General features: G+C 73.2%; 20 protein-coding genes. 16 read left to right on the forward strand and 4 right to left on the reverse strand.

What is annotated here, in order from left to right:
• Positions 1-69: 69 nt before the first annotated feature.
• A complete protein-coding gene (locus tag AB1460_RS01530) occupies positions 70-1161 on the reverse strand; it encodes a 4-(cytidine 5'-diphospho)-2-C-methyl-D-erythritol kinase (protein ID WP_420497156.1) in 1092 nt (363 codons plus the stop codon).
• A gap of 390 nt (positions 1162-1551) precedes the next feature.
• Between AB1460_RS01530 and AB1460_RS01535 the strand changes: the two genes are divergently transcribed.
• The 10 genes from AB1460_RS01535 to AB1460_RS01580 all read left to right on the forward strand — a co-directional run bounded on the left by AB1460_RS01535 (position 1552) and on the right by AB1460_RS01580 (position 7371).
• A complete protein-coding gene (locus AB1460_RS01535; RefSeq protein WP_368958719.1) occupies positions 1552-2103 on the forward strand; it encodes an Asp23/Gls24 family envelope stress response protein in 552 nt (183 codons plus the stop codon).
• Complete coding sequence (locus tag AB1460_RS01540) at positions 2100-2627, forward strand: hypothetical protein (protein WP_368958720.1); 528 nt, start codon at positions 2100-2102, stop codon at positions 2625-2627. Before AB1460_RS01535 ends, AB1460_RS01540 begins: the two co-directional genes overlap by 4 nt.
• Positions 2614-2958 (forward strand): hypothetical protein, encoded by a 345-nt coding sequence (locus AB1460_RS01545; RefSeq protein ID WP_368958722.1) that lies wholly within the window; start codon positions 2614-2616, stop codon positions 2956-2958. The genes AB1460_RS01540 and AB1460_RS01545 overlap by 14 nt, the downstream gene beginning before the upstream one ends.
• A gap of 71 nt (positions 2959-3029) precedes the next feature.
• Positions 3030-3230, forward strand: a complete 201-nt coding sequence (locus AB1460_RS01550; RefSeq protein WP_368958723.1) for a hypothetical protein — start codon at positions 3030-3032, stop codon at positions 3228-3230.
• On the forward strand, positions 3227-3718 hold the full coding sequence (locus tag AB1460_RS01555; RefSeq protein ID WP_368958724.1) for an Asp23/Gls24 family envelope stress response protein: 492 nt from the start codon (positions 3227-3229) through the stop codon (positions 3716-3718). Before AB1460_RS01550 ends, AB1460_RS01555 begins: the two co-directional genes overlap by 4 nt.
• A gap of 32 nt (positions 3719-3750) precedes the next feature.
• A complete protein-coding gene (locus tag AB1460_RS01560; protein WP_368958725.1) occupies positions 3751-4290 on the forward strand; it encodes a DUF6286 domain-containing protein in 540 nt (179 codons plus the stop codon).
• Positions 4287-5000: an alkaline shock response membrane anchor protein AmaP gene (locus AB1460_RS01565; protein WP_368958726.1), complete on the forward strand. Its 714-nt coding sequence runs from the start codon at positions 4287-4289 to the stop codon at positions 4998-5000. The genes AB1460_RS01560 and AB1460_RS01565 overlap by 4 nt, the downstream gene beginning before the upstream one ends.
• Before the next feature lie 304 nt (positions 5001-5304).
• Positions 5305-5928: a 50S ribosomal protein L25/general stress protein Ctc gene (locus tag AB1460_RS01570; protein WP_368958727.1), complete on the forward strand. Its 624-nt coding sequence runs from the start codon at positions 5305-5307 to the stop codon at positions 5926-5928.
• Between the two features lie 17 nt (positions 5929-5945).
• Positions 5946-6533 carry an aminoacyl-tRNA hydrolase gene (gene pth / locus AB1460_RS01575; protein WP_071089031.1) on the forward strand — a complete coding sequence of 196 codons (588 nt, stop codon included), beginning with the start codon at positions 5946-5948 and terminating at the stop codon, positions 6531-6533.
• Positions 6534-6717: 184 nt separating this feature from the next.
• Positions 6718-7371, forward strand: coding sequence for a PIG-L deacetylase family protein (locus tag AB1460_RS01580; protein ID WP_368958728.1), 654 nt, complete (start codon positions 6718-6720; stop codon positions 7369-7371).
• A gap of 127 nt (positions 7372-7498) precedes the next feature.
• On the opposite strand, the gene AB1460_RS01585 is transcribed toward AB1460_RS01580, so the two are convergent.
• Positions 7499-8737, reverse strand: a complete 1239-nt coding sequence (locus AB1460_RS01585; RefSeq protein ID WP_368958729.1) for a glycosyltransferase — start codon at positions 8735-8737, stop codon at positions 7499-7501.
• Between the two features lie 322 nt (positions 8738-9059).
• Here AB1460_RS01585 and AB1460_RS01590 point away from each other — a divergent pair, with 322 nt between their 5' ends.
• Positions 9060-10280, forward strand: coding sequence for a glycosyltransferase family 2 protein (locus tag AB1460_RS01590; RefSeq protein ID WP_368958730.1), 1221 nt, complete (start codon positions 9060-9062; stop codon positions 10278-10280).
• A 70-nt stretch (positions 10281-10350) separates the two neighbouring features.
• On the forward strand, positions 10351-11241 hold the full coding sequence (locus tag AB1460_RS01595) for a glycosyltransferase (protein ID WP_420497163.1): 891 nt from the start codon (positions 10351-10353) through the stop codon (positions 11239-11241).
• A 77-nt stretch (positions 11242-11318) separates the two neighbouring features.
• Here AB1460_RS01595 and AB1460_RS01600 read toward each other — a convergent pair whose 3' ends face one another.
• Positions 11319-12836, reverse strand: a complete 1518-nt coding sequence (locus AB1460_RS01600) for a S8 family serine peptidase (RefSeq protein ID WP_420497157.1) — start codon at positions 12834-12836, stop codon at positions 11319-11321.
• 1321 nt (positions 12837-14157) lie between these two features.
• On the opposite strand from AB1460_RS01600, the gene AB1460_RS01605 reads away from it, so the two are divergent.
• The 4 genes from AB1460_RS01605 to AB1460_RS01620 all read left to right on the forward strand — a co-directional run bounded on the left by AB1460_RS01605 (position 14158) and on the right by AB1460_RS01620 (position 17693).
• Entirely contained in the window at positions 14158-15183 is a 1026-nt protein-coding gene (locus AB1460_RS01605) for an SDR family oxidoreductase (RefSeq protein WP_368958732.1), read from the forward strand.
• Entirely contained in the window at positions 15183-15782 is a 600-nt protein-coding gene (locus tag AB1460_RS01610; protein WP_368958733.1) for a dTDP-4-dehydrorhamnose 3,5-epimerase family protein, read from the forward strand. Before AB1460_RS01605 ends, AB1460_RS01610 begins: the two co-directional genes overlap by 1 nt.
• A 244-nt stretch (positions 15783-16026) precedes the next feature.
• Positions 16027-16224: a hypothetical protein gene (locus tag AB1460_RS01615; RefSeq protein WP_368958734.1), complete on the forward strand. Its 198-nt coding sequence runs from the start codon at positions 16027-16029 to the stop codon at positions 16222-16224.
• 185 nt (positions 16225-16409) lie between these two features.
• Complete coding sequence (locus tag AB1460_RS01620) at positions 16410-17693, forward strand: methyltransferase domain-containing protein (RefSeq protein WP_368958735.1); 1284 nt, start codon at positions 16410-16412, stop codon at positions 17691-17693.
• Here the strand turns inward: AB1460_RS01620 and AB1460_RS01625 are convergent.
• Positions 17690-18091 (reverse strand): hypothetical protein, encoded by a 402-nt coding sequence (locus tag AB1460_RS01625; protein ID WP_368958736.1) that lies wholly within the window; start codon positions 18089-18091, stop codon positions 17690-17692. The two genes, AB1460_RS01620 and AB1460_RS01625, sit on opposite strands and share 4 nt — an antisense overlap.
• Positions 18092-18472: the final 381 nt, after the last annotated feature.

The raw sequence follows: 18472 nt of genomic DNA on the forward strand, positions 1-18472 counted from the left end.
GGACACCCATCAGGGGCTCGGGCGCGACCCGCGCCCGGGACGTCACGACAGCCGGCGCCGGAACCCGACTCACGCCGGTGACGAGGCGGAGGGCGCGGGGGAGACCGGCGGGGCGGGGGGAGTAGGTCCGGTGGACGGCCGGCTCACCTGGGCACCCGCCACCGGCCCCTGGGCACGCCGCACCGCGCGGGCGACACCCATGCCGGCCAGACTGGCCGCCAGCGAGACACTCGCCGCGGCATCGCGGGCGAGGAACGCGCAGGTCGGGCCCGAGCCGCTGACGATCGCGCCGATCGCGCCGAGTTCGATCCCGCTCTCCAGCACCCGCCGCAGGGACGGGCGCAGCCGCAGCGCCGCCGGCTGCAGGTCGTTGACCAGGGCGGCCCCGAGCTCCTCGGGATCACCGCTGCGCAGGGCGGCGAGAACCGCGTCGGCGGGCGTCGGGCCGGTCTGCAGCCGGCCCTCGGCGAGTCGGTCGAACTCCGCGTAGACGGCCGGCGTGGACAGCCCACCGTCGGCGAGGGCGAACACCCAGTGGTACTCACCGCGCCCCAGGACGTCGGTCAGCTGCTCGCCGCGGCCGGTGCCGAGCGCCGTCCCGCCGGTGAGCGGGAAGGGGACGTCGCTGCCGAGCCGGGAGGCGAGCTCGACGAGGGTCGCGCGGTCGAGCTCCGTGCCCCACAGCGCGTCGCAGGCGACCAGGGCGGCCGCGGCGTCGGCGCTGCCGCCCGCCATGCCGGCGGCGACCGGGATGCCCTTCGACAGGGTCAGATGGATGGCCTCGCCGCGGATGCCGGCCGCCTCGGCGACCAGGTAGGCGGCGCGGACGGCGAGATTGTCGCGGCCGGTCGGCACCACGGAGATCGACGGCTCGGCGGCGGTGGCACCCGCCACCGCGCCGGCACGGCTACCGGTGTCACCGGGGGCACCAACGCCGCTGTCGTCCTCGCCGTCGGCCGCCGGGCCTGCCGGCTGGGCGCCCTCGCCGGCGACACCGACGGTGACCACGATCGGGTCCTCGTCGGTGAAGACCGGCGCGGAACCATCCGGCCCCGAGACGGACTCGAGCGGAACCGAGGTCGCGGTGATCTCGTCGTACAGCGAGACGGCCTGCAGGATCGTCGTGACTTCGTGGTACCCGTCGGGGCGCAGCGGACCCACCCCGAGGTGCAGGTTGACCTTCGCGGGTGCGCGGACGGTGACGGCGGGCTGGGCGTGGCCGGGTTCGGCGGTGCGTCGACCCGGATTCGATCGAGGCAGCGGACGCTCCTTGGCTCAGGCGTCGCTCGCGAGCGAGCGCGCTCGGCATGGCCGGTGGTGGTCACCAGGGCTTGCGCTCAACTTATCGGTCGCGACGTCCGATCGGCCCGGCGCGCCGGGCGGACGTATGAGTCCGGTCCGGGCGGGTACCCCGTCAGGTGCACGGCACCGTCGGGACGTGGGGGCCGTTGCCGGGGTTGCCCGGCGGCTCCGCAGGTGTCCGGCGACGCGTGGTCGGGCTGGCCAGGCCGGTCGGCCGGACGAACGGAACCGTGACACGGAGGGAAATCCATGACGACCACACGGAACCAGCCCCCACCGGATGCGGCGCATCCAGGGCTGGGAGAGACCCGGGAAGACCACCGCAAGGGCGCTTCCTCCATCGACTCCGGTGCGAAGCGTGACTCCGGTTCCGGGCGCTCGGCCTCCCCGGCCCGGCGGACGTCCACCGAACTGGTCACGGCCCAGGGCCGGACGTCGATCGCGGACTCCGTCGTCCGCAAGATCGCCGGTGTGGCCACCAGGGAGGTCGCCGGGGTGCACGAGCTCGGTTCCGGCGGCAGCCGCGCGATGGGTTCCTTCCGGTCCCGGTTGCCGGGCACCAGCCCGAGCGTGTCGCAGGGGGTGACGGTGGAGGTCGGCGAACGGCAGGCCGCCATCGACCTCGACGTGGTCTGCGAGTACGGCGTCTCCATCGTCGATCTGTCGCAGGCGGTGCGGCGCAACGTCGTCGACTCGGTCGAGCAGATGACCGGGCTCGAGGTCACCGAGGTCAACATCGCCGTGGACGACGTCTATATCGGCGACGACGAGGGCTCCGAGACACCACCCCGGGTCCAGTGACCAGCAGCGTGGCGGACGTCGGCGCCGACGCGCACGCCGCGGCGGACGCCGGGCCCGGCGCGGCTGCTGGCGGCCATGTCCGTCCGGCCGTGGCCGTGGCGGTGGCCGCGGATACCGACGCCGACAGCGATGGCGAGGTGGCCGCTGCCGTCGCGCGGCGGGTGACCGCATGTCCCGATGTGGTCCGGCTCGTCGGTCACCCGGCCCGGTACGGCGCCGGCTGGGACGGCCACGGATACGGCGACGGACGCGGCCACGGTGGCGACGCGGAGGGAGCAGGCGGCGCGGGCGAGCTCGCGACCTACGCCGGTGGGCGCCGGATCGAGGGCGTGCGGGTCGGCCCGGATGCGGTGGTGGTGGCGGTGGCCTGCCGCTTCGGCCCGACCATGGCCGAACTGGCCGCCCAGGTCCGGGCCGCGGTGCTCGTCGCCATGCCGACTGCTCCGCGGATCGATGTGATCATCGATGATCTCGAGGTCGACATCCCTGCCTGGGCCGGTGTCACTGACCATGGCTGTCGCTGACCATGGCCGCCGCGGAGCAGGCGGCGCCGAAGCAGGCGAGGCGGCGGGCGAGGCCGCGCGAGCCGCGCGGCGGCGGTTCATCCTGGCGAACCATCCGGATCGTGGTGGTGACCCGGCCGACTTCGCCGCGGGCCTGCGAGCCTTCGGGTCCGCGCCGCGGGTGAGTTCGGCGCCGGTGAGCCCGCCGGTGAGTTTCTACCGCCGCCGGAGTGCGCTGCACCGGGCGCTTGCCCGCGCGACGGCCGTGAACTGGAAGGCCCCGGCCGCTCGGCTGAGACTGGGCTTCGAGACTGCTCACCGCCGTGTGTCACGACGCGACGGCCACAGGTGACGCTGCGGCGATCCCGCCGCGTGTCCGAGAACCCGCCGGGGCGGCCTGGCGGCTGGTGAAGGAGGTCCTGGATGCGATGGGGTCCGCTGGGACTCGCCGCCGGGCTCGTCGCTGGGCTGGCACTGGCCTTCGGCGGCTTCGGGGAGTTCCTCATTGTTCTGCTTTTCGGAGCCATCGGGCTGTTCGTCGGCAAGATTGTCGATGGTGACATCGAGCTGGGCCGGTCGGACCGGGACGGGTTCGCCGGCATGCGGCGCCGGAGGCGCCCGTGACCACCGAGTTCCCGGACCGCGTCCGCCCGGGAGGGGCGCGGCGCCCGGGGTCGGTGCGGATCGCGGAGCAGGTGGTGGCGAAGATCGCCGCCGGGGCCGCGGCGGACGTCGAGGGCGTCACGGCCCCGCCCCCGCGGCTCGCGGTCGGCGCGGCCACCCGGCTTCACGGCTGGGCCAGCCGGGTCGTCCATCCGGGAGATCGCGCCCGGGCCTGGCCGGTCGGCGGCGCGTACCGGCCAGGCCCGGTGCGACGGAGCCCCGGCCAGCGACCCGAGGGCTGGCCCGAGGCGAGAGCGAAGATCGTCGATGGCGGAGTGTTCGTGTCTCTGACGTTGTCCGTCGCCTACCCCGCATCCGTCAGCGGGACCGCGGAGGCGGTCCGGGACCGGGTGCGTGAACGGGTCGCCGCCCTCGCCGGGCTCCCCGTCATGGGGATCGACATCCAGGTCGCAACGCTGTGCGGGCGGTCCGGGGCACACCCGTACTGAGCCGTCGGCGGACAGGTCGGGAGGGGGGCGCCATGCGGGTCGGAAACCGGCTTCCCGCCGCGCTGGTGGCGGCGGTGCTCGCCGCCGCCGGCGTGATCGCGGTCCTGGAGATCACCGCGGCGGCCGGTGGGCAGGGGCCGATGGTGGTCGACTGGCCCGCCTGGTCGGCGCGGCTCGCCAGCTGGGCGTGGTCGTCCGGCGCGGTCCGGCTGTGCGGCGTGCTGCTGGCGCTCGCCGGCCTGTCGGTACTCCTGCTGAGCCGCGCCGCGGGTGGCGGCGGTCGGTTCGAGGCTCACCCGAGCGAGGCCGGGACGGTCATGTACGTCCGCCGCCGTGCCCTCTCCCGTGCTCTGCGGGCGGCGGCGCTCTCCGTCGACGGGATCACCGCGGCGTCGGTGCGGGTGCGCCGCCGCCGCGCCGTGGTGCGGACCCGGCTCCGGCCGCGCACCTCGGTCGGCGCGGTGGCGCAGGTCCGGAGTCGACTCGCCGGCACCGTGGAGTCCTTCGACCTCACCCACCCGCCACGGCTCGTGATCGAGGTGGGCGGGCGCGCCGTGAGGGGCCCCAGGTGAGGCCCGGCGGCGGTCCCGCGCGCCACCTCGCCGCGGACGCCAGGCCGCCAGGCGCCCCGGGCGTCCCTGGTACCTCCAGCGCCCCTGGTACCTCCGGCGCGTCAGCCACCGCAGGCGCTGCCCGGCGGCCGCGCCGTTTCGTCCCGACGGTGGAGCGCTGGAACCGGTTCCTGCTCGTCGCCGCCGGCCTGCTGCTCCTCGGCGCCGGAATCGTCGTGCTCCTGGCCGGAGCTGGCGTCTTCGGGGCGGCGGTCGAGGACCGGCCCGTGCTCGGGCCGGACGTCCGGTCATTCGCCGCCGGTCACGGGTGGTTCTGGCCCGCTCTCGGTGTCGTGCTCGGGCTGCTGGCGCTCTGCGCCGTCGGCTGGCTGGCCGCACAGCTGCGAACGGGGCGGTTGCGTGGCCTCTTTGTGACCGATGACGCGTTGGGCGGTGTGCGTGTCGGGTCTGCCGCACTCGCCGACGCGGTCGTGGACGACCTGGTCGGCAACCCGGTCGTGCGGGCGGCCCGGGTGGTCGTCCGGGGCCGGCCGCGCCGTCCGGTCCTGCAGATGAGCATCGAGACGGACGCCGGAGCCGACGCCCGCGCGCTGCGTGCCGACATTGAGAGCCGGGTACTGCCCCGGGCGCGCCGGGCCCTGGGTCGCCCGGACCTGGCGGGTGAGATCGAGATCGGGGTGGACGCGGGTTCGCCCGCCCGGGTGCGCTGACCCTCCGGACGGGCCCCGCCGTCACCGGGTGCGCGGTGGCTTTGTAACCTGGTGGGTGCTGTGGGGCAGTGAACGGCACGACGGTCTCCGGCGACACGACACCTGTCAGGTGTTGACAGCAAAGCTTCCGGTACTGTTGAGGACCGCGTCACTGCGCGGTCCGCCTCTGCTCCTGAATCGTCGTGCCCCTGAACGTCGTTGCTCCCTGACGTCGTGCCCCTGAACGTTGTCGGCCCCTGAACATCACCCTGCGGGTGAACAACAGGCGCCGAGTCCCGTTTTTGTCGAGAGGATGAGCACCCCCATGTCCGAGGTCCGCATCGCCGCGGAGCCGCGCACCGAGTTCGGGAAGGGCGGGGCTCGTCGCACCCGCCGGGCCGGCAAGGTCCCGGCTGTTCTCTACGGTCACGGCAAACCACCGCGTCACATCGCGCTGCCCGCGCACGACCTGCTGCACGCCTTCAAGACCGACGCCGGCACCAACGTCCTGCTGACGCTGGAGCTGTCGGGGGTCACGGAGCTGGCGCTTCCCAAGGAGGTCCAGCGCCACCCGATCCGCGGCAGCTACGAGCACCTCGACCTGGTTCTGGTGAACCGCGGCGAGATGGTCACGGTCGAGGTCTCCATCGTCCTGACCGGTGACGCGCACACCGACACCCTGGTCGACCAGCAGGTCATGGCCCTCTCGGTCAAGGCTGACGCGACCGCGCTGCCCAGCACGATCGAGGTCGACATCACGGGCCTGGAGCCGGGGCACGGCATCGCCGCCTCCCAGCTCGAGCTGCCGAGCGGCGTCGAGCTCGAGGCCGACGCCGACCTGGTCGTCGTCCAGGGCCTGGCCAAGAAGACCGCGGCGCAGCTCGAGACCGATCTTGGTGAGGGCGGCGCGGCCGAGGGCTCCGAGGCCACCGAAACCGCTTCGGCCTGAGCGTTCCGGCGAACCGCATGGACGTGTCAGGCAGCGACGGGCCCTGGCTCGTCGTCGGGCTCGGCAACCCCGGCCCGGGCTATGCGGGGAACCGGCACAACATCGGTTTCATGGTGGTGGAACTGCTGGCCGAGCGCACCGGCGCTCGGCTGCGGTCCCACCGCGCGCGGGCTGACGTCGACCAGGTACGCCTGGCCGGCCAGCCTGCGGTACTCGCCCGGCCCCGGACGTTCATGAACGTCTCAGGGCCGCCCGCGGCGGGTCTGCGCGCCTTCTACAAGACCGACGTCGCACGGGTGATCGTCGTGCACGACGAGCTGGACATCCCGTTCGGGGCGATCCGGCTCAAGCGTGGCGGCGGCGACAACGGGCACAACGGGCTACGATCGATCACGTCCGCGCTGGGCTCGCGGGACTACCTGCGGGTTCGGGTGGGCATCGGCCGCCCCCCGGGCCGGATGGACCCGGCCGACTTCGTTCTGCGCGACTTCAGCACCGTCGAGCGCAAGGAACTCCCACTCCTCGTCGACAGTGCCGCTGACGCCGTCGAGTCACTGGTCCACGAGGAGCTTTCGGTGGCCCAGAACCGCTTCCACGCAGGGTGACCGGGCCCGGGCGCACCGGGTGTCGGCCAGGTTCGGCCGCAGGGCATCCGGGTAAGTTGGGCCAGCCCTGACAACTCTGTGAACCACTGCGCGGTCGGGTCCCGGTCTGCTTGCCGGCGTGACCCGGGCGGCAGTCGGGAGGAGCGTGCGCGCCGGTGACCCGGATCCATGAGCTGAGCGCCCGATGCTCGCACTGACGCCCGGCCGGCCGCTCGAGGGCAGCGCCTACACGGTGGTGGCACTAGGTGCGCACGCGGATGACGTGGAGATCGGCGCCGGCGGCACGATCGCCCAGATGATCGAGGCGCATCCGGGCACGGTGGTCCACTGGGTGGTCTTCGCCGGCAGTGGCGAGCGGGGCTCCGAGGCCGAGGCCAGTGCCCGGGAGCTGCTCGGTGCGTCGCTCGGGTCGCTGCACCTGCACGAGGTGCGGGACGGCTTCCTCCCCCGCGAGTGGAGCGGGGTCAAGGAGATGCTGCTCCAGATCTCCCGCCAGGTGACGCCGGACATCGTCTTCGCGCCGTCCCTGGGTGATGCCCATCAGGACCATCGCATGCTTGCCGAGCTGGCCTGGCAGGCCTTCCGCGGCGCACTGATCCTCGGGTACGAGATCCCCAAGTGGGAGGGCGACCGAGGCACCGCGAACCTGTACGTTCCCGTTCCCGAGCCGGTGGTGGCGGCCAAGGTCGACCATCTCGAGCGGCACTTCCGCAGCCAGCACGACCGCGTCTGGTTCGACGAGGAGACCTTTCGCGCCACGATGCGCCTGCGCGGCGTCGAGTGCGGCAGCCGCTACGCAGAGGCCTTCGACGCACGGAAGCTGACGCTCGTCTGGTGACCCCCGGTCGCCAGGGCGGCCAGGCCGCCACGGCCACCGGGGTTGGCGCAACCGCCACAGCCGGCCGCGCCGCCACAGCTGCCCGCGCCGGAGCGGCGATCCGCGCCGGCGCGGGGACAGCTCCCGGCTAGGTGGCTGCCCGCTCGGTGACCCGGGCGGTCTCGCCGGGGCGGCTGGCGAGCATGCCGCGGATGCGGGCGATCAGCGTCGCGTGGTCGAGCTCCCGCAGGACGAACTCACGACCCGCGGTGCCGATCTCCGCCGCCAGCCACGGGTTCTCCAGCAGCCCGCAGATGGCGTCCGCGAAGGCTCCCGGGTCGTCCGCCACGAGCAGGTGCTCGCCCGGGCGCCAGCCCAGGCCACGGCTGCCGGTCGGTGTGCTGACCACCGGCGTGCCGGCGGACATCGCCTCGATCGCCTTGATGTTGACACCGGAGCCGGAGCGCATCGGGTTCACCGACACGGTGGCGCCGGCGACGTAACCGACCACGCTCGGGACGTTCGTGTGCAGCTCGACGCCCTCGAATCCGCCGAGCCAGTCGGCCAGGCCGTCCTCGGGGCGCCGCCCGACCACCTGCAGGGTCGCGGAGGGGTGTCGCATCAGGACCGTGGGCCAGCAGCCGCCGAGGAACCACCGCAGCGCCTCGATGTTCGTCGGGGTGTCGAGCGAGCCGACGAACACCAGCTTCTCGGGGGCACGCTCGACGCTCGTCAGCCCGCCGGCGGCACGCGCGGCGGCGACCGTGCTGGCGGGCAGGAACGGCGGCAGGTGGTAGGTGGGGACGCTCGCCCGTGCCTGGCGCCACTCGTGGTCCTCGACGGAGATGTCGGCGATCGCGTTGATCAGCGGCGAGTGGTGCATCTCCTGCTCGGCGAGCCGCAGCCGGTGGTACTCCAGCTCGTAGGCGACAGCCCGCGGCCCGGTGGAGCTGCGCGCCAGAACGTGGAAGAACTCCGAGTCGATGTTGTGCGCGCGCACCAGATGCGGCAGCCGCCAGATGCGCGCGATCTCCTCGCCCAGATGGGACGTCCGACAGCTGTAGCTGATGACGGCGTCCGCGCGCGGGGGCGTGTGCTCGAGGGCCCGGCGCAACGGGCCGACGGGGCGGGACGCGTGGATGAACGGCCGCGGGGAAAGGTGCGCGAGCGGACTGTCGTCGCGGGGAAGCCGGATAACGGCCGCGCCGGGGACGGCCTCCTCGTACGCGGCGATGTCCAGGTCGGTGCGGGACGGCACCAGAACCTGCATCCGGATACCGGCCGCCGAGGCCGCGGTGAGGAAGCTGAATGTCTCCACCCGACCGCCGGCGTCCGAGGGCAGGAAGGGCTCCTCGACTACGACGATCCAGCGTTCGGAGTCGCTCATCCCAGTCACTTTAGACCGGTGGCCGACACCATCGCCGAGCGGTCCGCGGGTGGCGGTTCGGTCACCGGCGGTGCGGCGGAGGCATCACACTTTGGTGGTATCGGCGGGTATCGACGTGCTGCCGGGATGGCATGTCTCGTTTCCCCGTGATTGCGGGCGGGGAACAGCGCGGGTCCTGCGGCGACATGCCGGAGCCCCAGGCCGGAATAAGGCGGGAGCTGCCGGGGACGTCGCGGTTCCGATGGGTGACGTCGCGGACGCGACGGTAACAACGCCCGGGGGCCTCTCTGCGGGCGCGCAAGGCCACCGCTACGGTTATGCCATGACAGGAGCTCGTGCGTTCGGTAAGGGCACCGCGATCGCGGCGCTCGGCGCGACCGCCGTGTACGGTCACGTTCTGTATCCCGCTTATATCGGGCACCGCAGTCGTGGGCTCACACCGTCACAGCCCGAGGAGCCGATGGTCTGGCCCGGGCTGAGTGTGGTGGTCTCCGCCTACCGCGAGGCCGCAGTGATCGGCACGAAGCTCGACGAGCTCGCCGGCACGGACTACCCCGGCCAGATGGAGATCATCGTCGTCGCCGACGACGCGGAGACGGCCACGGCCGCCCGCCGTCCCGGCGTCCGGGTCCTGTCCTCGGGTGAGCGGCTCGGCAAGGCCCGGGCGGTGAACCGCGGGGTCGCGGCGGCGAGCCACGACGTCGTGGTGCTCACCGACGCGAACGCGGTCCTCGCGCCGCAGGCGCTGCGTGCCGCGGCCCGCCACTTCTCGGACGAGACCGTCGGTGCGGTCGCCGGGGAGAAGCAGGTCGACGACCCGGCGGGGGCCCAGGGCTTCTACTGGAAGTTCGAATCCTGGCTCAAGCAGTGCGAGTCCGCGACCGGCGCGACCATCGGCGTGGTCGGCGAGATGCTCGCCTTCCGCCGCAAGGCGTTCCGGCCGCTGCCGGCCGACACCGCGGTCGACGACGCCTGGCTGGCGCTGGACATTCTCGAAAGTGGCCTTCGTGTGGTCTACGAGCCCGAGGCGTACTCGATTGAGACGTCCGCGCCCGACTACGAGGCCGAGTGGGAGCGCCGCACCCGCATCGTCGCCGGCAACCTCGACATGCTCTGGCGGCGGCGCAGCGCGCTCGTCCCCGGCGCGCTTCCGGTGACCTCGCAGCTGTGGGGGCACCGCCTCGTCCGGTCGTCGTTCGGGCCGATGGCCCACGTCGCGCTGGTCGCCCTCAGCGTGCCGGCCGCCCGGCACAGCTGGGCCGCCCGGATCTTCCTGGCCGGCAACGCGGCCGGCGCGGCCAGCGCCGGGGTGCTGATGAGGGGTGGCACACCCCCCGGCCCGACCCGCCTCGTGGCCCAGGTCTTCTTCCTGCAGGCCGTGGCGCTCGGCGGGGTGCGGCGGTTCCTCGCCCACGACCGCCCCGCCGTGTGGCCCAAGCCCGAGCGGCAGGCCCCGCCCGGCCAGGCGCCGTCCCCGACGCAGCTCCCGGCCGCGGTCGAGCCCACCACCGGCCCCGCCACCCAGGCCTCCAGGGCAAGCTGAGAGGAACGACCCCGTGCCGGACAACGCCCCCGCGCCTGCCACCCCGGCCGCGCCCGACACCCGGCCGGCCGTGCCGGGCTGGTCGTTCGAGCTGTCGCTGGTCAGCTTCCACAGCCGCGACCAGCTTGAGCAGATGTTCGAGACGCTGCCGCTCGACCTGCCCGTGGTGGTCGTCGACAACGCCAAGGGCGTCGATCACGTCGACGAGATCGTCGCCCAGCGGCCCCACGGCCGGTACATCGACTCGGGCGGCGGGAAGGGCTTCGCGAAGGCCTCGAACATGGGGATCCGGACGTCCGCCTACGAGTACGTCGTGCTCGGCAACCCGGACAGCCGGCCCACCCTCGAGGTCATGCAGGCGCTCGTCGACGACCTGGAGCGCGACCCGGAACTGGTCGTCAGCGCGGCCACGATGCAGGGCACCGACGGCCGGCCCGAGCTCGGGAACGGCGGCTGGGAGCCGACCCCACGGCGGGTCCTCATGCACGTCCTCGGCGCGCACAAGATCGCTCCCGCCTCGGCGCTGTTCGCCCGCCCGACGCCCAACCAGCCGTTGAGCCCCGAGTGGCTGACCGGCGCCTGCATGGCCGTGCGCCGGAAGACGTTCCTCGAGCTCGGTGGCTTCGACGAGACGTTCTACGTCTACAACGAGGACATGGCACTCGGCCGCGCGATCAGGGAGGCGGGGCTGCGCCAGCAGCTGCGCACCGACCTGCTCGTCCCGCACGGGGCGGGCGGCTCCGGCGCCGGCAAGACCTGGATGCTCCAGATGCGCGGCGCCTCGATGGTCCGCTACCTGCGCAAGCACAACGCCCCGGCCCGGGTGAACGTCATGCGCTCGATGCTCGTCGCGGGCTACGCCGGGCGGACGGTGCTCTCCCGTGCCCGTGGTCGGAAGGCCACGGCCGACGAGCACGCCGCCTACATCAAGGGCCTGCTGGTAGGCCCCCCGCCGCGCTGAGCCGTTCCGGGTGCTGAGCCGTTCGGGGTGAGGCCGGGGCCGGCTCCGGGGACGTGTGTCGCTGCGGGCCCGGCGGGTCAGTGGGGGGTGCGCCAGCCGCGGGTGTCGACGGGGACGTCCCGTCCGCTCGGCCAGGACGGTGGTGCCGGCGCGAGAGGTCCAGGCGCCGGCCAGGCCGGCGGGACCGGCAGGGTTCCCCGCGGCAGGGGCTGACCGGGTAGTGGGTTGGTCGCGAGAGTGTGGACCGGCGCCGGCGCCCTTCCCCGGCGGCGGGCCCGGCGGGCCGCGAAGCGGTCGCCGAACAGCATGTACGCGAGCGTCCCCAGCAGCACGCCCTCCACCACGGCCAGGCCGAGCATGAGCAGCCAGACCTCGATCGAGGGCCCGTCCGAGCTCTCGACAGCCTCGACAGCCTCGGCAGGCGCGTCAGCGCGCTGGCCGGGCGGCGTGCCCGGTGCCGCGGTGGGACCATCAAGCGCCGTCGCGGGCCGTGGGGCCGGAGTCGCCAGCAGCGGGTTCGCGGCCACGCGGGGGATGTCGGCGGTCAGCGCGGCGACCGGATCCACCAGCCCGAAGCCGTAACGGTCATCGCGCCCGGGCGGGCCCATGTCGATCGCCGTGCGGATCAGCCGGTTGACGACGTCGGCCCCGTCGAGGCCGCTCAGCTCCGACCGGACCAGCGCCGCGACCCCCGCCACGATCGCGGCGGAGTTGCTGGTGCCGCCGCCCGTGTCGAGCCCGTCGCTGGAGACCCGGGTCGGCACCGGGGCCCTGATACCCGGGCCGGGCGCCGCCAGCACGGCCTCCGGCCCCTGGACGGAGCCACCCCAGAAACGGCCGCGGTAGTCCGATCCGGTCACGGCGATGACGCCGGGGATGTTCGCGGGCGAGTTCACCTCGGTGTCGCCGGGCTCGGTGTTGCCGGCGGAGGCGACCACGACGACGTCATGAGCGAGGGCGTACCGGACGGCGCTCGCCTCCCGGGACGTCGCCTCCCCCACGGAGCCGAGGGACATGCTGATCACGCCGGCGCCGCGGTCCACCGCGATCCGGATCGCGCGGGCGACCTCCTCGGAGTCCGCTTCGGCGCCGGTGGAGATGGGCAGGATCTTCGCCTTCGGTGCCACCCCCCAGACGGAGGGGTCACCGATGTCCGCGCGCGCCGCGACGATGCCGGCCATCGCGGTGCCGTGGCCGTCCGGGTCGTCGTCCCGCAGCCCGTCGGGTGCGGCGTCCGGGCCGATGCCGTACCCGGGCAGCAGCTGGCCGCGCAGCTTCGGATGGGTCGCGTCCACGCCGCCGTCGATGATCGCGACGATGACGCCCTCGCCCAGGGTGAGCTGCTGGGCGTCGGTCAGGCCGAGCGTCTCGTGGTACCACTGCCGGCCCTCGGCGGAGAACCCGCTGGACCGCGGGCTGCCCGGAGGCGAGCTGGGCACCATCGACGGGGGTGACGGCGGGGTGCCTGCCGCCAGGCTCGGCGCGGCGCCCGCTGTCAGGACGGCCGGCAGCATCAGTACGGCCAGTGGCACCGCGCGCAGGGCCCTGGACGTCCGCCCGGGCCGGGCACGGCTGTCGTGTCGGTGAGCCCTCACTGCCTGACCTGCCTTTGCGCGCTCCATGAGCGCGGACCGGGAGCGGTGCATCACGCCATCAACACGTACATGCTGTGGAGGCGAGCCTTCCACATTCGCGGGATTGTGCAGCCGTTTGTCCGCGAGTCGACAGACTGTCCGGGGTCAGGGTGCACGTCCGCAACCGTTTATGGTGCTGGTCACATTCTTTTGGCGTCGCCGGGAAGGGCAGCCGTGCGCCCGCGCCGTCGCGAGCCACTCTTCGGGCGTCGTTCCGAGCAGCCGGCGGTCGGCCGTGCTGCGTTGCTCCTGGTGACCGGTTGTGGACGGGCGGATTCGTGCCGGCGCCTGTCCTGGCCCCATGGGTCGGCCACGGCGGGTGCTGGTCAGGCGGCACCGCGGTGGCCGGGGCGGCCTGGTGGTTTCTCCGGTGCGGTGACGGCGGACCGACCTGGAATCCACTCGCGGCCCGCGCCTCAATGTTCTCGCTGGCACGAATCCGCGGCACCCGAAGGCGCAGCCCGGATTATTGTGTGGGTCAGGACTGGACACGGGGTTCCGGCGTGGTCGACGGCGGCGGGAATGACGCGCGGACCGGTCGGATCAATGCGTGCGATGGCTTCGGGCCCGGGCCTCCGGCTACGCGCGGGCGTTCCGCTGGCTGCCGTTCACGCGGGCTGCGGTCCGCCTCGGCCCATGTTCCAGGGCGAGCGCGCTCGCGGGTTTCGCCGCTGGCAGCGCTGCGGTCCGGTCGGGCGGGAGATCGCCGGGGCAGGCTCGGCGCGGTGGGCCGCCGCGAGTGGGAAAAGGCGCTGGTGGCGGTGAACGGTGCTGTGCCGGGGCCTGCGGGCGAGGCGCATTGAGCGCTACTCCGGTGGCGCCTCGCGCGATCTTCTCGTGGCATTTCCTCGAACGTTCTCCGGTACCGTTCCGCCGGATCGGCGGGCGCGGAGTACCGACGAACCGACCGGGTTCGGAATGGGCGCATCCGGCGGGCCGGCGAGGGCGGGTAACGGGCGCGGGATGGCCCCCCGGATCCCGCCAGACCGTTGGCGGCGCCGGCCCGCGCCTGTCTCGTGGCGCCTGGCTGGGCTTCGGGTGGACGCCGGCATCAGGGCCAGGACCGTCCGGTGCCCGGCGATGGTGACCGATGATCGTCGGGCGTGCCACGCCGAAGGCCACGCCAGACGGCGGTATGCGCAGCGTGGCCGTCGCCAGACGGACAGGAACGGAACGGGGCGTCACTGAGGTGCCGTCGGAGCACCTCGGTACCTTCTGGGGTCGGAACGTTGGGTCACGTGTGAATCCCGCGTGCCGTCGTCGAGATCGGGAGGACTCGCGGATGAAGGTGCTCGTCACCGGCACGGAAGGCTACCTGGGCTGCCTGCTCGCGCCGGAGCTGCTGCGCGACGGCCACGAGGTGGTCGGCGTGGACACCGGCTACTACAAGTACGGCTGGCTCTACCGCGGGACCGACCGCGTGCCCTACACGCTCGACAAGGACCTGCGGAACCTCACCGTCGAGGACCTCGCGGGTGTCGACGCCGTCGTCCACATGGCGGAGCTGTCGAACGACCCGCTGGGCGCCCTCGCGCCGGACGTCACCTACAAGGTGAACCACCAGGGCTCCGTGCGGCTGGCGAAGCTCGCCAAGGAGGCGGGCGTCCAGCGTTTCGTCTACATGTCGTCCTGCAGCGTGTACGGCGTCGCCACCGGCGAGGACGTCACCGAGACGTCACCGGTGAACCCGCAGACGCCCTACGCGGAGTGCAAGGTCTACGTCGAGCGGGACGTGACGCCGCTCGCCGACGACACGTTCTCGCCGACCTTCCTGCGCAACGCGACCGCCTTCGGCGCGTCCCCGCGGATGCGTTTCGACATCGTGCTGAACAACCTGGCAGGTGTCGCGTGGACGGCCGGCGAGATCGCGATGACGTCGGACGGCACACCGTGGCGGCCGCTGGTCCACGGCCTCGACATCGCGAAGGCGATCCGCTGTGTGCTGGCGGCGCCCCGGGACGTCATCCACAACCAGATCTTCAACGTGGGCGACAGCGAGCAGAACTACCAGGTGAAGGAGATCGCGGACGCGGTCGCCACCGTGTTCACCGGCTGCCGGCTGAGCTTCGGGGACAACGGCGGCGACAACCGCAGCTACCGCGTGTCCTTCGACAAGATCGCGACCCAGCTCCCCGGCTTCGCCTGTGACTGGGACGCCCACCGCGGCGCCAAGCAGCTGCACGAGGTCTTCAGCCGCATCCAGCTGGACGACGAGACCTTCACCGGGCGCGGGCACACCCGCCTCAAGCAGCTCCAGTACCTGATCGGCACCGGGCAGGTCGACGCCGAGCTGTTCTGGACCGCCTGATGATCCTGCGCCCGACGGCTGTCGAGGGCGTGACGATCGTCGACGTCGAGGCGTTCACCGACGCGCGCGGCCTGTTCGCCCGCACCTTCTGCCAGGAGGAGTTCGCCGCCGCCGGCCTGGAGGTGGCCGTCGCCCAGTGCAGCGTGGCCTACAACCGGCTGGCCGGCACGGTGCGCGGCATGCACTGGGCGGGGGAGCCGGTGCGGGAGACCAAACTGGTCCGGTGCACCCGCGGCGCGCTGCTGGACGTGGTGGTCGACACCCGGCCCGGTTCGCCGACCTACCTGCAGCACGTGTCGGTCGAGCTGACGGCGGAGAACCACCGGGCGCTGTTCGTCGCGGCCGGGCTGGCGCACGGCTACCAGACCCTGGTGGATGACACCGAGGCCACTTACCAGATGAGTGTTCCGTTCACTCCCGGGCACGATCGTGGTGTGCGCTTCGACGACCCGCGGCTCGGTATCGCCTGGCCGCTGCCCGTCTCGGTGATCTCGGACAAGGACTGTGCCTGGCCGCTGCTTCCCGCCACCGACGTACCGAGCGGCGAGACCGCACTCGCACTCGCACCCGCGGTCGTGCCTGCCGGTCGGAGCGCCTGACGGTTCCCTCGCCACCGCCGTCCCCGGCCGCTCGCTCCGCCCACTCCACCCGCCTTTCGGCTGCCCTCGACCGCCACCGGAGTGGGGCGGACGCGGGTCCGTGCCGGGGGCGGCGGCGGGGGCCGGGCCTGCCGAGATGCCCGGCGTGCTTGCCTCAGGTCAACTCCATGCGTGTGTGACACTCACGTGACGGGAAAGGCGCCTGCGGCGGGTGCGTCCTGGGCAGGACCCGGACAGCGCGCAGGTGCGGGTCGAGAACGCCACGGCGGGAGTCGGGAGCCACGGCGGCGGCGATCAGCACCGCGGCGGCGGGCGTCTGACGACGGCGAGCGTAGAGAAGGCGGCGGGCGGCGTGAAGGTGGCGGGGTGTCATCAGGGTGGCGGGCGCCGGAACGTGTCGGAAGGCGGCGAAAGCCGCGACAGCGGCGAAATCGGCACCTGACGTGGCAGCTCACAACGCTGAGTAGCGTGGAGGTGGTCCGGACGCGGCTGACGGTCGTCGTGCCGTCGACGCCATGATTCCGTACGAGGCCGGGTCCTCGATCCGGGCCACTGCAGTCCGAACCGCTGTATTCGAGCCGGCGCGCACTGGTCACCGCTCGCAGGTGACCTCGAACAGGGGAACGCATGTCATCCGGAAGCACAGCAGAAGGAAGCCCGGTCGGGGCGGGACTCGCCGCCCCGGTGACTGCCTGCAGGTCCTGCGACGGGCCGGCGCCTCGCCTGTTCCTGTCGCTGGGCGCCACTCCCGTCGCCAACCGGCTGGTCAGGGCCGACGCGCTCGGTGCCGCCGACCCGGTCTTTCCCCTCGAGGTCGGCTTCTGCGAGCAGTGCGCGCTCGTCCAGCTCACCCACGCGCTTCCCGCGGACGAGATCTTCGACGCTGACTACCCGTACTTCTCCTCGTTCTCGGACATGCTCGTCCGGCATTCGGAGAAGCACGTCATCGATCTGATCGCCAGCCGTGACCTCGGCCCGGACAGCCTCGTCGTCGAGGTGGCCAGCAACGACGGCTACCTGCTCAAGGCGTTCGTCGAGCGGGGCATCCCGGTGCTGGGTATCGAGCCGACCCCGGGGCCCGCGGCCGCCGCCCGCAAGGCGGGCGTGCCCACCCGGGAGGAGTTCTTCGGGGCCGACCTCGCCCGCACGCTCGTCGCCGAGGGCCTGAAGGCGGACGTCATCATCGCCAACAACGTGATGGCGCACGTCCCCGACCTGAACAGCTTCGTCGAGGGCTTCTCGATCCTGCTCAAGGACGACGGCGTCATCGATGTCGAGAACCCCGATGTCGGGGCGCTGCTGGCGAACAACGAGTTCGACACCGTGTACCACGAGCACTTCTGCTACTTCTCCACCATCGCGGTGGACGCGCTCATGCGCCGGCACGGCCTCGCTCTCGCCGGCGTCGACGAGTTCCCGGAGCTGCACGGGGGCACCCTGCGCTGGCGGATGCAGCACCAGGCCGCCGCCGAGCCCGCCAGCTCCGTCGCGGCCGTCCTCGACGGCGAGCGCGCCGCCGGCCTCGGCACGTTCGACCGGTACGCCAGCTTCGGTGACGGCGTGCGCACCCTGCAGACCGAGCTCGCCGAGCTGCTGCGGTCGCTGCGCGCGGACGGGAAGTCCGTCGCGGCCTACGGCGCCGCCGCGAAGGGCGCCACGCTGCTGAACTCGACCGGCATCGACCACACCCTGGTCGACTTCGTGGTGGACCGCAACGTCCACAAGCAGGGCAAGTACATCCCCGGCGCGCGGATCCCGATCCTGGACCCGGCCGCGCTGCTCGAGCGTCAGCCCGACTACCTGCTGCTGCTCGCCTGGAACGTCAGGAAGGAGATCATCGCCCAGCAGGAGGAGTACGCGGCGCGGGGCGGGCGCTTCATCGTCCCCGTCCCCCGCCCGGTCGTGCTCTAGGGAAAGCGCCCGGCCAGGGAGCGCTCTACAAGGGAAGCGGTACCCACCGAAACAATGACACCAGTGTCGGCAGCCACCCGGTTGCGCCCCGCACCCCGTGGCCCGGACGTTTCGCGCGTCCCGGGTGGATCGGGGTGTCCGGCGTGACCGACCTCGGCATGGAGCCGAGGGCGGCCGGCGGCGAGGACGACGAGCTCCCGCCCGAGACGCCGCCAGGCGATGCCGGCACCACGCAGTACGTCCCGCGTCTCCCGCGGCGCCCCCACCAGCCGGAGCAACCGGACCAGGGAGCGCCCGGGCCGGAAGGCGGGGGCGTTGGCCAGACCGGCGGCAGGCCTGGCCAGGGAGCAGGCAGCTGGCCGGGCCGGGGCGGCCCGCGGCCCGTCTCGGACGTCCACGTCGGCACTCCGGCACCTCGCAACGGCCCGCCCGGGAGCAGTGGGCATCCCGGTGGGGACGTTCCACCGGGTACACCGCCGGACCCGCGCGGGGGTAGTGGCCCGCGGCGGCCGCCGTCCGGGCCGATCCAGGTCGAAGGCCCGTCCGGCCCCGCCCGCCGGGGCCCGGATCACACTCCGCTGCCCGGCCGGACTCCGCTGCCCGGCCGGACTCCGCTGCCCGGCCGGACCCCGTTGCCCGGCGCCGGGCCTGGCGTGGTGCGGACCCCGCCCCCCGGGCGGACCCCGCCGCCAGGCCGTACCCCGCTGCCGGGGCGAACCCCGCCTCCAGGAGCGGAACCGGGATCGCGGCCGGGCGCCTCGCGTGCCCTCACGCCACCG

It is taken from the genome of Parafrankia sp. FMc2, assembly GCF_041008525.1.
Taxonomy (GTDB): Bacteria; Actinomycetota; Actinomycetes; order Frankiales; family Frankiaceae; genus Parafrankia.